This window comes from Pantoea pleuroti, assembly GCF_014156615.1.
Taxonomy (GTDB): Bacteria; Pseudomonadota; Gammaproteobacteria; order Enterobacterales; family Enterobacteriaceae; genus Pantoea; species Pantoea agglomerans.
In genome coordinates, this window is the sequence record NZ_SBFD01000006.1 from 120,440 (window position 1) to 137,361 (window position 16,922).

Annotated in this window: 13 protein-coding genes; 6 read left to right on the top strand and 7 right to left on the bottom strand. The window is 57.0% G+C overall.

Annotated elements, in window-relative coordinates; translation table 11 throughout:
• Window positions 1–131: 131 nt before the first annotated feature.
• The 3 genes from sstT to EPG66_RS15260 all read right to left on the bottom strand — a co-directional run bounded on the left by sstT (window position 132) and on the right by EPG66_RS15260 (window position 3,812).
• Window positions 132–1,364, bottom strand: a complete 1,233-nt coding sequence (gene sstT / locus EPG66_RS15250) for a serine/threonine transporter SstT (RefSeq protein WP_182687389.1) — start codon at window positions 1,362–1,364, stop codon at window positions 132–134.
• A 235-nt stretch (window positions 1,365–1,599) separates the two neighbouring features.
• Window positions 1,600–2,568 carry a TerC family protein gene (locus EPG66_RS15255; RefSeq protein WP_182687391.1) on the bottom strand — a complete coding sequence of 323 codons (969 nt, stop codon included), beginning with the start codon at window positions 2,566–2,568 and terminating at the stop codon, window positions 1,600–1,602.
• 257 nt (window positions 2,569–2,825) lie between these two features.
• Window positions 2,826–3,812 carry a Gfo/Idh/MocA family protein gene (locus EPG66_RS15260; protein WP_039390598.1) on the bottom strand — a complete coding sequence of 329 codons (987 nt, stop codon included), beginning with the start codon at window positions 3,810–3,812 and terminating at the stop codon, window positions 2,826–2,828.
• Between the two features lie 146 nt (window positions 3,813–3,958).
• Between EPG66_RS15260 and EPG66_RS15265 the strand changes: the two genes are divergently transcribed.
• Window positions 3,959–5,647 carry a chloride channel protein gene (locus tag EPG66_RS15265; RefSeq protein WP_134161576.1) on the top strand — a complete coding sequence of 563 codons (1,689 nt, stop codon included), beginning with the start codon at window positions 3,959–3,961 and terminating at the stop codon, window positions 5,645–5,647.
• Here the strand turns inward: EPG66_RS15265 and EPG66_RS15270 are convergent.
• Window positions 5,644–6,147: a M48 metallopeptidase family protein gene (locus EPG66_RS15270; protein ID WP_010256568.1), complete on the bottom strand. Its 504-nt coding sequence runs from the start codon at window positions 6,145–6,147 to the stop codon at window positions 5,644–5,646. The genes EPG66_RS15265 and EPG66_RS15270 overlap by 4 nt on opposite strands.
• A gap of 84 nt (window positions 6,148–6,231) precedes the next feature.
• Between EPG66_RS15270 and rlmG the strand changes: the two genes are divergently transcribed.
• Entirely contained in the window at window positions 6,232–7,350 is a 1,119-nt protein-coding gene (gene rlmG, locus EPG66_RS15275) for a 23S rRNA (guanine(1835)-N(2))-methyltransferase RlmG (protein WP_033772684.1), read from the top strand.
• Here the strand turns inward: rlmG and EPG66_RS15280 are convergent, their stop codons facing one another.
• A complete protein-coding gene (locus EPG66_RS15280) occupies window positions 7,351–9,369 on the bottom strand; it encodes an NADPH-dependent 2,4-dienoyl-CoA reductase (RefSeq protein ID WP_033772681.1) in 2,019 nt (672 codons plus the stop codon).
• 267 nt (window positions 9,370–9,636) lie between these two features.
• Window positions 9,637–10,344: a purine nucleoside phosphorylase YfiH/LACC1 family protein gene (locus tag EPG66_RS15285; protein ID WP_143789727.1), complete on the bottom strand. Its 708-nt coding sequence runs from the start codon at window positions 10,342–10,344 to the stop codon at window positions 9,637–9,639.
• 106 nt (window positions 10,345–10,450) lie between these two features.
• On the opposite strand from EPG66_RS15285, the gene EPG66_RS15290 reads away from it, so the two are divergent.
• The 4 genes from EPG66_RS15290 to EPG66_RS15305 all read left to right on the top strand — a co-directional run bounded on the left by EPG66_RS15290 (window position 10,451) and on the right by EPG66_RS15305 (window position 15,638).
• Entirely contained in the window at window positions 10,451–11,260 is an 810-nt protein-coding gene (locus EPG66_RS15290; protein ID WP_010256579.1) for a 5'-nucleotidase, lipoprotein e(P4) family, read from the top strand.
• Window positions 11,261–11,840: 580 nt separating this feature from the next.
• Window positions 11,841–12,476 carry a carbonic anhydrase gene (locus EPG66_RS15295; protein ID WP_029519418.1) on the top strand — a complete coding sequence of 212 codons (636 nt, stop codon included), beginning with the start codon at window positions 11,841–11,843 and terminating at the stop codon, window positions 12,474–12,476.
• On the top strand, window positions 12,473–13,948 hold the full coding sequence (locus EPG66_RS15300) for a SulP family inorganic anion transporter (protein ID WP_031590918.1): 1,476 nt from the start codon (window positions 12,473–12,475) through the stop codon (window positions 13,946–13,948). Before EPG66_RS15295 ends, EPG66_RS15300 begins: the two co-directional genes overlap by 4 nt.
• Window positions 13,949–14,216: 268 nt before the next feature.
• The gene (locus EPG66_RS15305) at window positions 14,217–15,638 is read left to right on the top strand and encodes a GGDEF domain-containing protein (protein ID WP_031590917.1); all 1,422 of its coding nucleotides are present in this window, start codon (window positions 14,217–14,219) and stop codon (window positions 15,636–15,638) included.
• 53 nt (window positions 15,639–15,691) lie between these two features.
• On the opposite strand, the gene ddlA is transcribed toward EPG66_RS15305, so the two are convergent.
• The gene (ddlA, locus tag EPG66_RS15310; protein ID WP_182687393.1) at window positions 15,692–16,756 is read right to left on the bottom strand and encodes a D-alanine--D-alanine ligase; all 1,065 of its coding nucleotides are present in this window, start codon (window positions 16,754–16,756) and stop codon (window positions 15,692–15,694) included.
• Window positions 16,757–16,922: the final 166 nt, after the last annotated feature.

The following is a 16,922-nucleotide window of genomic DNA, read 5'->3' on the forward strand; positions in this document are numbered from 1 at the left end:
TCCTCTTCTGCCCGTGTTCCCTGCGCGTTGAGTTTATCCGTTGCGGCTGGATTAACCCTGATGTGGGCATGGCAGCAGCCTTAAGCGATCCGTAATTATTCATACGGGTCGCCTTTTTTATGTTAACTGAATCAGGCCCGGCTGGTTTTGCGATCTGCTTCAGCCTGACAGACGGCTGCGGTAAACAGAATATCGGTTGAGGAGTTCAGCGCGGTTTCCGCCGAATCCTGCAAGACACCGATAATAAAGCCGACCGCCACTACCTGCATTGCCAGATCATTCGGAATGCCGAACATGTTACAGGCCACCGGGATCAGCAGCAGCGAACCGCCCGCCACGCCAGATGCACCACAGGCACAGAGTGATGCCACCAGACTCAGCAGAATCGCCGTCGGCACATCAATGCTGATCCCCAGCGTATGCACCGCCGCCAGCGTCAGCACGGTAATGGTAATCGATGCCCCCGCCATACTGATGGTTGCGCCCAGCGGAATCGACACCGAATAGGTATCCTCATCCAGATCCAGACGTTTCGCCAGTGCCATATTTACCGGAATGTTGGCGGCAGAACTGCGGGTAAAGAAGGCGGTCACGCCGCTTTCGCGCAGGCAGGTGAAGACCAGTGGGTAGGGGTTGCGACGGATTTTATAGAACACCAGTAGCGGGTTCACCACCAGCGCCATCAGCAGCATACAGCCGATCAGTAACGTCAGCAGATGGGCATATTGCCACAGCGCGCCAAAGCCGGTAGACGCGAGGATCGAGGCCACCAGACCGAAAATACCGACCGGTGCGCAGCGAATCACGCAGCGTACCAGCCAGGTCACCGCATGAGAGGCATCATTGAGAAAGGCGCGGGTGCTGTCACTGCTATGACGGAACGCCAGCCCGAGACCAATTGCCCACACCAGAATGCCGATGTAGTTGGCGTTCATCAGGGCCGTGATCGGATTCGACACCATGCTCATCAGCAGTCCGCGTAATACTTCGGTAATGCCGGATGGTGGTGTGATTTCCGTGGTACCCACCGCCAGCGTCAGCGTCTGCGGGATCAGATGGCTGAAGACCACCGCGACGACCGCCGCGAAAAAGGTGCTCAGCAGATAAAGCATAATAATCGGCCGGATATTGCTCTTCTGGCCCTGCTGGTGGTTGGCAATCGAGGCGATTACCAGCATCAGTACCAGCAATGGCGCGACCGCTTTCAGCGCACTGACAAACAGTTCACCCAGCAGACCGACCGCGATCGCGGCATCGTGTGAAATCCAGGCGAGCGCCACACCGGCGATCAGCCCAATCATGATTTGCTTCACCAGGCTACCGGCGAGCAGCGTACCCAGACGTGCGGAGAGAGTTTTCTGCATAATATTTTCTATATTTTGTCGCGGATGTAGTTTCAGACGCGATGTTTTGCATCGGCTAAAACGGTTTGCCCGGCGGAGTATAAGGAAAAGATCGGACGAGAAAAGAGAAAGTTCTGTCACTGTGGAGCAGGTCAGATTTTTATTATGCTGGATAGTGGAAGTGTGACAGAGGGATGAAATGGCGTGACAGGCTGCCACAAAATAAAACAGGGGCATCCGCTGCCCCTGCAGGTAATTATGGTGCGAGCTTTTTCTGGTCTCTTTTGCGGTTAACCCAGGCATTAATCAGCAGAGTTGATGCCAGAATGGCACCGACCACACCCAGCGAGATACCGACCGGGATATGGTAGAGGTCGACAATCAGCATCTTAAAGCCGATGAACACCAGCACAATCGCCAGGCCATACTTCAGCATTGAGAACCGTTCCGCCACGTTTGCCAGCAGGAAGTACATGGCACGCAAACCCAGGATAGCGAACAGGTTTGAGGTCAGCACAATAAACGGGTCGGTTGTCACGGCGAAGATCGCCGGGATACTGTCGACCGCAAAGATCACGTCGCTGATTTCCACCATGATCAGCACCAGCAGCAGTGGCGTCGCAAACAGCACGCCGTTTTTGCGGGTGAAGAACTTCTCGCCGTCGAGATCGTCAGTCATGCGCAGATGCTTACGCAGCCAGCGCACCACAGGTTTTTCGCCCACCGCGCCGTCATCCTCTTTCGCCAGCGCCATTTTCACACCGGTGAACAGCAGGAAGGCACCGAACACATAGAGGATCCAGCTGAACTGCGTGACCAGCCAGCTACCGGCGAAGATCATGATGGTACGCAGCACGATAGCGCCTAATACCCCATAGATCAGCACCCGGCGCTGCAGATTGGCCGGAATAGAGAAGTAACTGAACAGCATCAGCCAGACGAAGACGTTATCCACCGCCAGCGCTTTTTCCAGCACGTAACCGGTCAGGAAGGCGAGCGTCTGCGTGTTAGCAACTTCACGTCCTGCGCTGCCCTCCAGATACCACCAGAAGGCGCCGCTGAACAGCAGTGAGACTGAAACCCAGATCAGCGACCAGATAGCCGCCTGCTTGAAAGACATGGTCTGCGCGCCACGGCGTCCCTGCAACAGCAGGTCGATAGCCAGCATGATAAGCACCACAACCGCAAAGCTGCCCCACAGTAAAGGCGTACCCACAGTTTGCATATTCGTATCCTGTCCGAAAAATAAAAAAAAACGGCTGAAGTCAGAAGACGTCAGCCGCTTATTTTTGTGTAAGCAAACCTCGCCTTCCGGCAAGGTCTCACTTACAACACAGAAATTGATTCCGGGTTGCCTGATGACCGGATGCTTTCGCATCGTAATGACGATCAATCAGCTTACAAGTTACTCCCCTTTGCAGGAAGGTAAGTTACGGTTTAGCTGCACAGGAAGCAACACCTCTCAGACATATTTAGAAATATTTACACAGCAGCCTGGTCGGCCGGGAAGATCACGCCGGTCTGGCGGCGTATCTCAGTCAGCAGCGATGCAGTAATCCGCGAAACCTCAAGCGAAGGGTGGTCCACCTGGCGCTGCTCAACCAGCCGGGCAAAAGCGGCGGCCTCATACAGCATGGTATTGATATGCTGCGGCTGGTTCAGCGTCTGCTTTTCCGCGCCCCGCGGTACAAACGTCAGCTGCTGGCACTCCGATAGCTTTTCGATGACCAGCGCGCCCGCTTCACCCTGAATCTCGCTGGGGAGGCTGGAATCACTCACCTTCGAATGCAGAATCGTCACGTCGAAATCACCGTAACTCAGCACCACCACGCCGTGCGCGTCCACGCCGCTTGCAAGCAAAGTCGCGCTGGCCTGCACGCGATCTGGCTCGCCCCACAGCGTCACCGCCGAGGCCAGGCAGTAATAACCGATATCCATAATTGAGCCATTCGACCAGCGCGGATCAAAGGTATTGGGGTTCTCGCCGTTGAGATAGCGTGGGTAACGTGAGGAGTACTGGCAGTAATTCAGCAGCGCTTTTCGCAGTTTACCCACGTCAGGCAGTGCCTGCTGCAGCCGCAGGAAATTCGGCAGGCTGGCAGTTTTAAATGCCTCAAACAGCACCACCTGATGCTCACGGGCGCAGGCGATCATCTGCTCCACTTCTGCCAGGTTAGAGGCCAGCGGTTTTTCGCAAATCACATGCTTGCCGTGCGACATAAACAGCAGAGCCTGCTGGCAGTGCAGTGCGTTGGGGCTGGCCAGATAGACCGCATCGATCTCCGGGCTGGCGGCCAGCGCTTCCAGTGAGGTAAAGGTCTGTTTGCAGGGATAATCGGCGATAAAGGCCTCAGCCTGCTGCTGACTGCGTGAATAGACCGCACAGAGCTTCATCGCTCCGGTTTCATGAGCGGCATCAATAAACTGGCGTGTAATCCAGTTTGTTCCCACAATGGCAAAACGAATCACGTCATCTCTCCGGCAACTGTAAAGCGGCAGAGTAACATCTCACCCACGCTGTGCAATGGTGCCGGGCGGGCAGGGATTGATCCTGCGATCCGCATTCCAATAATATGCGGAAGCGATGATGTTTATGTACCAACCAGGGAGCGCAGGTGAAAGCAAGTAAGCACGCATTAAACTGGACCACACTTCTGATCGCCATTCCGGTCGGGTGTGCGGCGTCGCTGGTGACGCTGGCTTTCCGCGGCGTGATTGAACTGATCAACCATCTGCTGTTTGCCCGCAGTGGCGAAATAACCGAATCCCTGCATCTCTGGCCGTGGATCTTCTGGCCCCTGCTGGTGGGGGCGGGCGGCGTTCTGGCAGGCTATTTTCTGCGTTATGCCGTTGCCATTGAGCAGCAGCAGACGGTGAAAACGGATTACCTTGAAGTGATCAACGCCCGGCTCGATGCGGTGCCGACCCGGACCTCACTGTTCCGCGCCTTATCGTCGATTGCCAGTATTGGCAGCGGCGCGTCGATAGGTAAAGAGGGGCCGATGGTGCAGCTCTCGGCACTGTGCGGCAGTGCGATTGGTCGCCTGTTACCGGCCTCACTTAACCTGAAAAACAGTGACGTGGTGGCGATGGCGGCGGCGGCGGGCCTCGCGTCGGTTTACCATGCGCCGCTGGCGTCGGCGATTTTTGTGGCGGAAATCGCCTTCGGCATTTCTGCGTTGCAGCGGCTGATCCCCCTGATCATCGCAGCCGCCACGGCGGTGATGACCATGTGGACGCTGGGTTTTCGCAGCGCGCTCTATCCGCTGGCAGACGCGACCTTCGCTATGGATCTCAGCAGTCTGCTGATGACGGTAGTGATTGGTCTGTGCGCCGGGCTGGCGGGCTGGATCGTGATTAAATGCATCGCCCGCAGCAAAGTGCTGTTCAGCCGGGTCGCCTCCCTGCCGCTGCGCCTCGGGGCGGGCGGCTTTGCGGTCGGCTTACTGGCGCTGATCTCCACTGATATCCTCGGCAACGGCTACGAGGTGATCGTCAAAGTGATGGCAGGGCACTACCTGCTGCCGGGTCTGCTGCTGTTGCTGGTGCTGAAAACCCTTGCTACCAGCCTGTCGGTAGGCTCGAACGCCGTCGGCGGACTCTTTACCCCTTCGCTGCTGATTGGCGCGCTGCTGGGGGTGATCATCGCGACGGTGGGGGCGGCGCTGCATCTGCCGCTTGGCAATGTGCTGCTCTATGCCGCGATTGGTATGGCGGCGGTGCTGGCGGCGGTCAGTCAGGCGCCGTTGATGGCGATGCTGATGGTGCTGGAGATGACGCTCAACAGCAGCCTGCTGTTTCCGCTGATGATCGCTACCGTGCTGGCGTCGATGGTGGTCTATCGCCTGCAATCCGCCAGTACCTATCCGATCGTGAGTCATCACTTCAGCCGTTCAGAAGCGAAATATGATTTCGATAACATGCGCATTGCCGAGCTGATTATTGCGGGTGCGGCGTTGCAGCCGGAGGAGTCGGTGGGGCAGGCGCTGGCGGTCAGCTCCCTGAAGCGTGAACGCTATGTTTATGTGATCAACGCCGCGGGCGCTTTCCTCGGTGTGGTCTCGATTCATGAAATTTCGCGCCGGGTGCTGGCACAGGAGATCACCCTCGACTCACCGGTGCAGTGCGTGATGGATCAGGATTTCCCGGTGGTGTATCAGAATCAGAGTATGCGTGAGGGATGGGAAGCCTTTGCGGCGGTGACGCTGGAGCGGTTGCCGGTGCTCAACAATCCGCAGGAACGGCGCTTTCTGGGCGCGCTGACCAAAACCAGCCTGATTCAGAAAGCGCAGGAGTTTCTTTAAGCTGCGTTGCCGCGCATCGCCTGGTCCGTCATCCACAGTCGCGCATCAAATTCGAGCTGGTGATAATCCGGCTCCATATGGCAGCAGAGCTGGTAGAACGCCTTATCGTGATCTTTCTCTTTAAGGTGTGCCAGCTCATGCACCACGATCATCCGCAGAAACGGCTCTGGCGCGAGGCGGAAAAAGGTCGAGATACGAATTTCCGCTTTCGCCTTAAGCTTACCGCCCTGAATCCGTGAGATGGCTGTGTGCAGTCCGAGTGCATGCTTCATCACCTTAATCTTGTTATCCCACATCACTTTGCTGATCGGCGGCGCATTGCGCATATAGCGATTTTTCAGCGCCTGCGTGTAGTCATACAGCGCTTTATCACTCATCACGTCGTGTGTGTCGGGATAACGTTCCTGCAAAAACGCACCTAAGCGCTGATGGGCGATCAGCGACTGAACCTGCTCAAGAAGGGGGGCAGGATAACCCTGAAGGTAGATCAGTGAGGACATTAGGGATTCCAGGCGAAAGACAGTATACTGCGCCCCCGATTTTGGGGCGAAAAATCAACCAAAGTGTACCACGCCGGAGAATTCATGAGCCAACTTGAACTGAACGATCGCACACTGATCCTGCATCGCTTCCCGCAGATGCGTGACGAAAGTCCATTACAAGCCTGGGATGCGGCTGATGAATATCTGTTACAGCAGGCGCTGCCAGAGGGGCCGGTGCTGGTCTTCAACGACAGTTTCGGGGCATTAACCTGCGCCCTGAATCCGCGTACCGTCTGGCACGTCAGCGACTCCTGGCTGAGCCAGCAGGCCGCCCGTCAGAATCTGACCTTTAATGGGCTGGATGACAGCGACGTTCACTTTGTTGATAGCCTGGCTGAACTGCCTGCTTCACCTGCGGCTGTGCTGATCAAGGTGCCTAAAACCCTGGCGCTGCTGGAGCACCAGCTGCGCGCCATTCGCGAAGTCGTCACGCCTGATACGGTGATTCTGGCGGCGGCGCGCGCCAAAGAGATCCATAACTCTACCCTGCAGCTGTTCGAACAGATCATTGGTGAAACCAAAACCTCACTGGCGTGGAAAAAAGCGCGTCTGATCTACAGCCAGTTCAGCAAGCCTGAACTGCGTGAGGCCACGCCGACGCTGGTCTGGCCGCTGGATGGTACCCCTTATCAGATTCACAACTACGCCAACGTCTTCTCGCGCGCTTCGCTGGATATCGGTGCACGGCTCTTTGTGCAGCATCTGCCGGAAAACATTGAGGGCGAGATTGTCGATCTCGGCTGTGGTAACGGCGTGGTGGGACTGGTGGCGCTGGAGCAGAACCCGCAGGCCGAGGTGCATTTCCTTGATGAGTCTTACATGGCGGTCGCTTCCAGCAAGCTTAATGTGGAAGTGAACCGTCCTGAGGATCTGTCACGCTGTCAGTTCCTGGTGAACAACGTGCTGAGTGGCTATCCGTCGGATCGGCTGCACGCGGTGCTGTGCAACCCGCCGTTCCACCAGCAGCACGCGGTGACCGATCACCTGGCATGGCAGATGTTCCGCGATGCCAAACGCTGCCTTCAGTATGGCGGCGAGTTGCGCATTGTCGGCAACCGCCACCTCGATTATCACCACAAGCTGAAGAAGCTGTTTGGTAACTGTACGCTGATCGCCTCTAACCAGAAGTTTGTGGTGCTGCGCGCGGTGAAAATGCGCTAGTCAGACGGTTAATGCCAGTTGCGTCGCCTGCGCAATCGCACGGCGCGCATCCAGCTCCTGCGCCACATCCGCACCGCCGATGACTGTCACCCTCTGTCCTTTTGCACGCAGCGCGGCTTCCAGTTCGCGCTGCGGCTCCTGTCCGGCACAGATAATCACGTTATCGACCTCCAGCAACAGCGTTTCGCCGTTGCGCCGCAGATGCAGGCCGCTGTCATCAATCGCCAGATACTCAACGCTGCCCCACATCTCAACGCCCTGCGCCTGCAGACTGGCGCGATGGATCCAGCCGGTGGTTTTTGCCAGCCCGGCACCCGGTTTTCCCGATCGGCGTTGCAGCAGCCAGATTTGCCGTAGCGCGGCAGGCGGCTCGGGTTTCATCACACCGCCACGCTGCGTCAGGCTGTGGTCGATGCCCCATTCGGCATAAAACGCCGCCAGATCTTCGTCATGGGATGGCTGTGACAGATACTCCGCCACATCGAAGCCAATACCACCGGCGCCGATAATCGCTACCCGTTTACCCACCGGGCGCTTATCGCGCAGCACCTCCAGGTAGCTCAGCACGCTGGGGTGGTCGATGCCCGGAATGTCAGGCGTACGCGGCTGAATGCCGGTCGCCAGTACCACTTCATCGGCGTCACTCAGCTGATCCGCCGTCACCCGACTGCCCGTCTGAACCGTCACGCCTGCGGCCGCCAGCTCATGCCGGAAATAGCGCAGCGTTTCGCTGAACTCCGATTTGCCGGGGATCAGCCGGGCAAGATTGAACTGGCCGCCTATCTCCGGCGCGGCCTCATAGAGTGTTACCTGATGGCCGCGCTGGGCCGCCTGCAGCGCAAACGCCATGCCGGCCGGACCGGCACCCACTACGGCCAGCCTGCGCGGGGCGGTGCTGGCGATGACCGGCATCAGCGACTCGTGGCAGGCGCGCGGATTGACCAGACAGGAGGTGATTTTACCGGCGAACACCTGATCGAGGCAGGCCTGATTACAGGCAATGCAGGTGTTGATGCTGTCCGGTTCACCGCGCTGGGCTTTAGTGACAAAGGCGGGATCGGCGAGAAAAGGGCGGGCCATCGATACCATATCGGCGCAGCCCGACTGCAACAGCTGCTCGGCGACGGCGGGATGGTTGATGCGATTAGTAGCGATGACCGGCACCTTCACCTGTTCACGCAGGCGCTGCGTCACCCACGCAAAGGCCGCACGCGGCACGCAGGTGGCGATGGTCGGGATGCGCGCCTCATGCCAGCCAATACCGGTATTGAACAGCGTGACGCCGCACTGCTCCAGCTCGCCCGCCAGTAACAGCGTCTCCTCCAGCGTGCTGCCCTCTTCGATCAGGTCGAGCATCGACAACCGGAAGATGATGATAAAGGCGTCGCCGGTCGCGGCGCGAACGGCGCGGGTAATCGCCAGCGCAAACTGCATCCGCTGCCGGAAGTCGCCACCCCAGCGGTCGGTGCGCTGATTGGTGTGCTTAACCAGAAACTGATTAATCAGGTAGCCTTCGGAACCCATGATTTCCACGCCATCGTAGCCCGCCTGCTGTGCCAGTCGGGCGCAGCGGGCAAAGTCATCAATGGTCTGTTCAATCGCCGCCTCGCTCATCGCCTGTGGCGTAAACGGGTTAATCGGCGCCTGGCGTGCCGAGGGCGCAACCAGATCGGGCTGGTAGCTGTAACGGCCGGTATGCAGGATCTGCAGGGCGATTTTGCCCTGGTGCTGATGCACCGCCTCCGTGATCTGCCGGTGCCAGTCACATTGCGTCTCGTCGGTGAGCATCGCGCCATGCGCGGTGGTGACACCCTGGGCATTGGGGGCGATGCCGCCGGTGACGATTAGCGCGACACCTTCACGCGCCCGCTCGCCGTAAAAAGCCGCCAGCCGGGCTGCACCATCCGGATGTTCTTCCAGTCCGGTGTGCATCGACCCCATCAGAAAGCGGTTTTTCAGTCGGGTAAAGCCAAGGTCCAGCGGCGTAAACAGCGCAGGATAGTCAGGATTGACGGACATGATAATCACTCACGGTAAAGTGGTCGGATGAGTTCACTCTAGCCACTTCTGCGTTAAAAAAAAGTGAAAGAATGTCAGGGTGTGAGTGAAATCATAAACAACGGCAGGCGAGTGAGGTGAGTGACAAAGAGTGGGCGGAGCTAGCCCGTGCCTGGCGCAAAGAGGTGAAGACCGCCATCCATGGCCCGCGTGACTTTGCGACAGGCGTCAGCGCCCGTCTCAGTTCAGGTTCCGCTATCTGCTGTCAGCGCGGTGCCAGAAAACCCATTAACGTCGACGGATCCACGAATAGCGTGAGCGATAGCCGCTGCCGTGGTGAGTATTGAAGCGGTAGCTTGAACCGCTCTCGGCCATACAGTAGGTGCAGACATTGACGTTATCGATCTGCGTAGCCGGCACACCCGCCTGCACCAGCATCTGCGTTGCCAGCGCAGGCAGATCGAACCAGACACCCTGCTGGCGGGCAGCGGCCTGTGGACGTTGCGCCAGAGGATTAACCGGCTGGTTCTGGTGCCAGCGCAGCCCGCTGGCCAATGCCGGGTTCTGCGCAATCTCCGCCAGTTGCGGTTCGGCCAGTTCATAACAGCAGGGGCCCATCGCCGGACCGATCGCCACCATCAGGTTCTGAGGCTCGCAGCCCTGTTCGCAGAGTTTTTCAACCGCGCGGGTCAGCACACCCGCCAGCGTACCTTTGAGTCCGGCATGAACCGCGGCCACGATCCGCTGCTGGCGATCGGCGAACAGCACTGGCAGGCAGTCGGCGGTGTAGACCGCCACCGGGCGCGTCCCGCTGCCGATCACGCCATCAGACTCGCAGCTTTTGGGTGGGATGTTCTCGATATCGGTGACCACGGTCGCGCTGTGGCGCTGATGTCCATAGGCGGCCTCAGCGGGTGGTGGCTCTCCGGCTGGCTGAAACGCATATTCGAGCCACTCCAGCGAATCGAGCAATGGCGAGCGCGGGATCACGGCCATAGGAATCTCCTGTTATAACAGCGTGCGTTGGGCTGCCCACAGCTTACGTTAACTGCTACATTTTTGAAGCTTCTCCTCAGACCTTTCTCACCTTAAGGATGAAATGATGAAAACCTCCGCAAAACTGGCTGCATCCGGACTGGTCGCGCTGCTGCTTACCGGCTGCGCCTCGTCGTCACATCAGACCGCGCAACAGCAACTCGGCCAGCAATCGGTGCTGGCGGTAAACTGGTTCCAGCAGTCTGGTGAATATCAGGCGCTGACCTGGCAGGCATTTAATACCGCGCGTATGGCGTTTGATCAGGCCCCCTCGCTGACCGGCAAACCCAAAGCGGTGATTGTCGATCTGGATGAAACGATGCTGGATAACAGCGCCTACAGCGCGTGGCAGGCGAAGAACGGCCAGCCGTTCAGCAGCAAAACCTGGTCAGCCTGGACGCAGGCGCGGCAGGCGAAAGCGGTGCCGGGCGCGATAGAGTTTGCGCGTCATGTCACACAGAATGGCGGCACGCTGTTCTATGTGTCGAACCGCGATCAGAAAGATTACGCGGCCACGGTCGCTAACATGCAGCAGCTCGGCTTCCCCAACGTCAGCGATAAAACGGTACGTCTGAATACTGACAGCTCCAATAAGCAGGCGCGTTTCGATGCCATTAAAAATGCCGGCTATAACGTGGTGCTCTACGTAGGCGATAACCTCAACGATTTTGGTGGCGCGACCTGGCATCAGGGCAATCAGACGCGTCGTGATTTTGTGAATCTTAACCATCAGCAGTTTGGAACGCAGTTCATCGTGCTGCCGAATCCGCTCTACGGCGACTGGGAGAGCGGAATGGCGGAAAACTACAATAAACTGACACCGGAACAGCAGCTGTCAGTGCGGGAATCGCGCCTTCAAAGCTGGAACGGTAAATAATTCGTCAAGAAAAAGAGCCTGACCGGGTCAGGCTCTGTTAAATCGTGGTCCTGATTTACTTTCTCCCGTCACTATTTTGCTGCAAATTAAATTAATTATCTCTTGCTTCATTCTTATCTGAAATCAGGCATATCTGACTGGCTATCAGCAACTAAGCCGGTTGATCGTGCTAATGGTTAATTTTTTAATTAAGAGTATTCCTGGTAAAAAGCAGGGCGTTTGGTATGGCAGTGAATATCCCCTTGTTTAATGATTGTATTTTTTTGTCAGCAGTAACTTTAGTTTATTATCTTTTATATTTTAATGTATTGATATTGTTAGCTTTAAAATGATTACCGCTAATTATTCCACTTCTCTTCTGCTTAATTAAATTTACTTAACCCTGACTCTTACTGACGCCGGATTGACAAATAGCATGATGTTAAAGTGCTGTGAAATATTGCTCGTGCATTGGTAATGGTTAGCGGCTATAACCTTTTTCTGTGACTCAGTTCTTATTTACCTGGCGGCTCACGCTTTATTTGTGAGCCGATACACTTTGTGGTTAGCCAGGATGCGACATCCCGGTAGTAGAGAGAAGATGATTGTGACGACACTTAAACCCTTATTAGCGAAAAATCGCAGTTGGGCATTACAGCGCCGCCAGCGTAATCCAGACTACTTTAAAAAATTCCTTCATCAGCAAAAGCCACACTCACTCTGGATAGGTTGTTCTGATAGTCGCGTTCCGGCAGAAGTCTTAACCGGCTCCCATCCTGGCGAACTCTTTGTGCATCGTAATATCGCCAACATGGTGATTGAGGACGATGACAATTTACTGAGCGTGCTGCAATACGCGCTCTTTTTTCTCGGTGTAAAACGCATTGTATTAAGCGGCCACTATGGCTGCGGTGGAGTGGAAGCCGCGCAGAATCTGCCGGGTAGCGTGCTGGACGGGCAGGAGAGCGCGCTGGCGAGACGCATTCAGACGCTGCGTCATGATATTCAGCATGGCCTGGCGGAAAGCCCCCCTTCAGACGCGGAGCCGGGTGAACAGCTCGATCGGCTGGTTGAGGCCAACGTTAAGGCGCAATTCGCCAGACTGGTGAAATCTGAACCGGTCCGGCAAATCTGGCAATCGGGCCAGGAACTGGAGGTGTTTGGTTGTGTTTATGACCTGCGCTCCGGCCATCTTAAAGAGCTGATTCATCAATCTGCAGAGGAACCTTCATTATGAACCTCGATACCCTGCGTCGCGACATTCCTGCGGGTCTGGTGGTGTTTCTGGTCGCCTTACCGCTCTGTCTTGGCATCGCACAGGCCAGCGGATTACCGCCGTTTGCCGGTCTGCTGACCGGTGTGATTGGCGGCCTGGTGGTCACATCACTGAGTCCGTCCCGGTTTGCCGTCAGCGGCCCGGCGGCAGGCCTGGTCACCATCGTCGTCGCCTCAATGGCATCACTGGGCAGCTTTTCCGCCTTTCTCACCGCGCTGATTATCGCCGGAGCACTGCAATGTCTGTTTGGCCTGCTGCGTGCCGGACGATTTATTTCGCTGGTGCCGGGCAGCGTCATTAAAGGGATGCTGGCGGCGATCGGTTTGCTGCTCATCATGCAGCAGATCCCGGTGGCGCTGGGTGCCGCGGGCGATGCGGAGCTGGTTTCACTGGTGACCGGTGAGATGACCTTCTCGCTGCCCGCAATTCTGGTAGCGGGTGTCGGGCTGGCCATTTTATGTCTCTGGACCACCGCACCGGTGAAACGGATCAAAGCGCTGGCCTGGATCCCTGGGCCGCTGATTGCCGTGCTGATAGGTTGCCTTGCTACCGTGGTGGGTGGACGGCTGTTCCCGGAGATGACCAGCGGTCTGGCGCGCATTTCGTTGCCCGCTTTTGACAGCATTTCCGCGCTGGTGGCAGAGCTGGAAACGCCCGACTGGATGGCCTGGCAGAATCCGCAGGTCTGGGTCGTTGCGGTGACCTTAGCCCTGGTCGCCAGTCTGGAAACGCTGCTGAGTCAGGAAGCGCTGAAAAAACTGCGTCCTCAGACGCCCGCGCCATCGCCTAACAAAGAGATGTTCGCGCAGGGCATCGGTAACCTGGCGGCCGGTTTTCTTGGCGCGATGCCGATCACGGCGGTGATCGTGCGCAGTTCGGTTAACGTCAGTGCGGGCGCGCAGACCAAACTGTCGATCTTCATTCACGGTGTGCTGCTGCTGATTTGCGGTATGTGGTTCAGTGAGATGCTGAACGCCATTCCGCTGGCCAGCCTCGCTGCCGTGCTGCTCTATACCGGCTACAAGCTGGCGACACCCAAACTGTTTATTGAGCAGTTCCGGATGGGCGCCCAGCAGTACGTGCCGTTTCTGGCCACCATCGTCGGTATTATCACGCTGGGCATGCTGGTCGGGATTGGTATCGGCATCGCCACGCAGATCCTCTATAGCATCTATAAAAGCCATCGCAACGCGTTGCAGCTTACCCGCTATGACGACCACTACGTGCTGCGCTTTCAGCAGAACCTGACTTTTATGCACAATCCAAAGCTTCAGGGATTGCTGGATGAGATCCCGGAGAACAGCGTAGTCATCGTTGATAATGACAATGCGGAATATATCGATCCCGACGTCAAAGCGGTGCTGAAAGATTTTGGCGATAACGCCGACAAACGCGGCATTCGTCTGAGTCAGTGGCCGGTTGCCGTAAAATAGCGTTAGCGCAACGGTAACGTCGTCAGAACAGCAAAAATCGGATATCTCGGATATCCGATTTTTTTATTTGCGATGCATAATAGAGCCCCAGTTTCTGCTGTCATCTGATGGGTTTAGCCTCAAAACGGTAACTTTTCTGAGTTAGCCCATGAAACGAGGTTTTATCGCCGGATGACATTGAGGATATTCAGGATTTAATCATTCTGACACCACGCGCCTGCCCAGGCTGGCGTGGACAGCCAGCCTCTCTGTGACAAGGTCCGGATGTATGCGCATACAGCTGTTTGAAGAGCACAACGTTAAGAAGAACGCATTTTCACTGTTTTTAATCACGTTGCTGTTTTGCTTTATCGGCGGACACCTGCGCTTTCCACAGGAGCTGTCGCTGTTCTGGCCGGTCAACGCGATCGTCACTGGCGTGATCGTCCGGAATCCTTTTCTGCATCAGACCCGCTATTACCTGGCCACCTTTGCTGCGATGGTGTTTAACGACATCGTTTTTTCAGGCTGGGCGCTCTCTGCTTTTACCCTCAACATGGCGAATCTTCTGTTTGTGCTGGTGGCGGTGACGCTGCTGGTAAAACATCTTCAGCACGACTCCGGCAGCGAGCGTATAACCAGCGTGCTGCGCATTTTTCCGGCCTGTCTGCTGGCCGGACTGGCCTGCGCCAGCTGGGGGGCACTGGCGCAGCAGGCCGATTTCAACAGCGGGCTGGTGACGGCCTGGGGCGAATGGTTCAGCGAACAGTTCTCAACCGGACTGATGCTGCTGCCCTTTTTGCTGACGCGCGACTGGGCGTCGCTGTCGCCCCGGCAGTTTATGCAGATGCGCAAACTGGCACCGGTTGTCGCCGTGATTTTTTCGCTGATGATTGGCGCGATGATGGGCGGCGCAGGCAGCCTGACGTTCCCGGTTCCGGCGCTGGTCTGGTGCGCCATCGTGCTGCCGATGCCGCTCACCAGCCTGGTGATTTTGCTCACCGGCATTAGCGAAATCATTCTGGTTTCGCATGGCGTGATGAATATCCAGGGCGATGACAATATGCTGCCGATCACCCATCTGACCTCGGCACGGCTGGGCGTGGCGACCATTGCGATCAGCCCGCTGATTGTGGCGGTGAGCATGGATGCGATTCGCCAGCTCAACCAGCGTCTGGCGTTGCGCGCCAACTATGACTTCCTGACCCGGCTGCTGTCGCGTTCCGGCCTCTATGAAAGTCTGCGTGCTGAGCCGATCTTCCCGGACCGCCGGGCGGGCGTGATCCTGCTGGATGTCGACTACTTCAAAGCGATTAACGACAATTTTGGTCATGATGCGGGTGACAGTGTGCTGGAAGAGATCGCCCGCCGTATGCAGCGCGTCGTGGGTAAAGAGGGGCGCATCTGCCGTTTTGGCGGCGAAGAGTTTGTGGTGGTGCTGTTCGACCAGAATCCGGAAAAGCTCTACTTTCTTGCTGAGAGCATCCGGCAGAAGATGGCGAAAGAGAAGTTCTGGCTGCAGGGCAGTACGGCCACGGTCACTGTCAGTCTGGGGCTGGCGCATGGCAGTGCCGGTGAGGCGCCGGAGTGGCACCGCGTGATCAACCGGCTGATCTCCGCAGCCGATAAAAACCTCTATCTGTCGAAACGCAATGGCCGCAATCAGACCTCGCCGGTTAACTATCGTGCCATCACCAGCGACGTGGCATAACGCCACGCCGCCGGGTTCTGTCAGCTGACGCTGCTTTTCAGGGTACTGGCCTGCTAGTGGCGTTCAAGCGCCAGGTCGATCAGGCGACTGATCAGATCCTGATAGCTGAGTCCGGCCGCCTGCCACAGTTTCGGGTACATGCTGATATTGGTGAAGCCGGGCAGGGTATTCACTTCGTTGACGATAATTTCGCCGTCTTCAGTCAAAAACACATCGACGCGCGCCATGCCAAAGCACTCCAGCGCGGTAAAGGCCTTGATGGCGACCTCACGAATCGCATCGCTGGTTTCCGGTGTAATAGCCGCCGGGACCACCGTCTGCGCACCGCTCTCGGAGATATATTTGGTGTCATACGAGTAGAAGGCGTCATGCACCACCACTTCACCGCAGGGACTGGCTTCGGGAGCATCGTTGCCCAGCACCGCACACTCGATCTCGCGGCCTTTGATACCCTGCTCAATCAGCACTTTGCGGTCAAAGGAGAAGGCCAGCGCCAGCGCGGCATCAAACTCTTCAATGCTGTCCACTTTGCTGACGCCCACTGATGAACCCTGGTTGGCGGGTTTGATAAACAGCGGCAGGCCAAAGCGGGCAATGACTGCGCTGGCATCCAGCTGTGCGCGCTGGGCCTGGGTGACGCTCACCCACGGCGCGACGTTGAGGCCGGCGTCGCGCAGCAGGCGTTTGGTAAAATCTTTATCCATGCTGACCGCAGAACCCAGCACGTCGGAACCGACAAAAGGTAACGAGGCCATACGCAACAGGCCCTGCAGGGAGCCATCTTCACCCAGCGTACCGTGCACGATCGGGAAGATAACGTCGATCTGCGACAGCGGATGGGCGTTATGACGGGTGATGATCTGCTGCTGAGTCGTACCAGGCACCAGCGCCACATCTTCAGCGGCGTGATTCAGCGCGATCAGCGCCGGATTTTCAGCGTTCAGTAAGAAGTTTGAAGCATCGTTAAGACGCCAGTGTCCCTGCTTATCGATGCCAAGCAACACCACGTCAAACCTGGTTTTGTCGATCGCCTCAAGGATATTTTTGGCCGACTGTAACGACACCTCATGCTCAGCCGATTTCCCGCCAAACACGATCCCTACCCGCAACTTTGTCATCAATTTTGCCCACTGAAAAAATCAAAACAACAAGATAGCATGGGCTTCGCGCGGGAAAACAGGGCAGGGCGACAGATAATTGTGGGCAGGTGATTAACCCTCGCCATTCACCAGAACGCTGCCGTTGAACTGCCCGTGCTGACGCCGGTGGCAGCTCAACGGCTCG

Bases quoted from the DNA above. Each gene is read 5' to 3' on its own strand.
- EPG66_RS15295 (WP_029519418.1), top strand. From the start codon at position 11,841: ATGATTGTGACGACACTTAAACCCTTATTAGCGAAAAATCGCAGTTGG.
- EPG66_RS15285 (WP_143789727.1), bottom strand. From the start codon at position 10,344: ATGGCCGTGATCCCGCGCTCGCCATTGCTCGATTCGCTGGAGTGGCTC.
- EPG66_RS15280 (WP_033772681.1), bottom strand. From the start codon at position 9,369: ATGTCCGTCAATCCTGACTATCCTGCGCTGTTTACGCCGCTGGACCTT.
- EPG66_RS15255 (WP_182687391.1), bottom strand. From the start codon at position 2,568: ATGCAAACTGTGGGTACGCCTTTACTGTGGGGCAGCTTTGCGGTTGTG.
- EPG66_RS15305 (WP_031590917.1), top strand. From the start codon at position 14,217: ATGCGCATACAGCTGTTTGAAGAGCACAACGTTAAGAAGAACGCATTT.
- EPG66_RS15270 (WP_010256568.1), bottom strand. From the start codon at position 6,147: ATGTCCTCACTGATCTACCTTCAGGGTTATCCTGCCCCCCTTCTTGAG.
- EPG66_RS15290 (WP_010256579.1), top strand. From the start codon at position 10,451: ATGAAAACCTCCGCAAAACTGGCTGCATCCGGACTGGTCGCGCTGCTG.
- sstT (WP_182687389.1), bottom strand. From the start codon at position 1,364: ATGCAGAAAACTCTCTCCGCACGTCTGGGTACGCTGCTCGCCGGTAGC.
- EPG66_RS15300 (WP_031590918.1), top strand. From the start codon at position 12,473: ATGAACCTCGATACCCTGCGTCGCGACATTCCTGCGGGTCTGGTGGTG.
- ddlA (WP_182687393.1), bottom strand. From the start codon at position 16,756: ATGACAAAGTTGCGGGTAGGGATCGTGTTTGGCGGGAAATCGGCTGAG.
- rlmG (WP_033772684.1), top strand. From the start codon at position 6,232: ATGAGCCAACTTGAACTGAACGATCGCACACTGATCCTGCATCGCTTC.